This window comes from Streptomyces rugosispiralis (assembly GCF_024505145.1).
In the GTDB taxonomy this organism is placed as follows: Bacteria; Actinomycetota; Actinomycetes; order Streptomycetales; family Streptomycetaceae; genus Streptomyces; species Streptomyces rugosispiralis.
This window is the reverse complement of record NZ_JANIAA010000274.1, coordinates 1-291: the sequence shown is the minus strand read 5'-3', so window position 1 is coordinate 291 and position 291 is coordinate 1. Positions and strand designations below refer to the sequence as shown.

The 291-nt window shown below is 64.6% G+C and carries 1 protein-coding gene; it reads left to right on the top strand.

What is annotated here, in order from left to right; translation table 11 throughout:
* On the top strand, positions 1–291 hold a 291-nt coding region (locus NP777_RS47420), incomplete at both ends, for an acyltransferase domain-containing protein (protein ID WP_256656406.1).

Sequence of the window (291 nt, the reverse complement as noted above, 5' to 3'; positions counted from 1 at the left end):
GGTGGTCATCGCGGGTGATGAGGACGCGGCGGCTGAGATCGCGTCTGGTTTTGAGGCGCGGGGTCGTAAGACCAAGCGGCTCACGGTCAGCCATGCGTTCCATTCGCCGCGTATGGACGGGATGCTGGAGGCGTTCCGCGAGGTCGCGGAGGGGTTGTCGTACGAGGCTCCGAAGATTCCGATTGTGTCGAATCTGACCGGTGGCGTGGTGTCCGCCGAGGAGATCACGACCCCGGACTTCTGGGTGCGTCATGTCCGTGAGGCGGTCCGCTTCCTCGACGGTGTACGGAC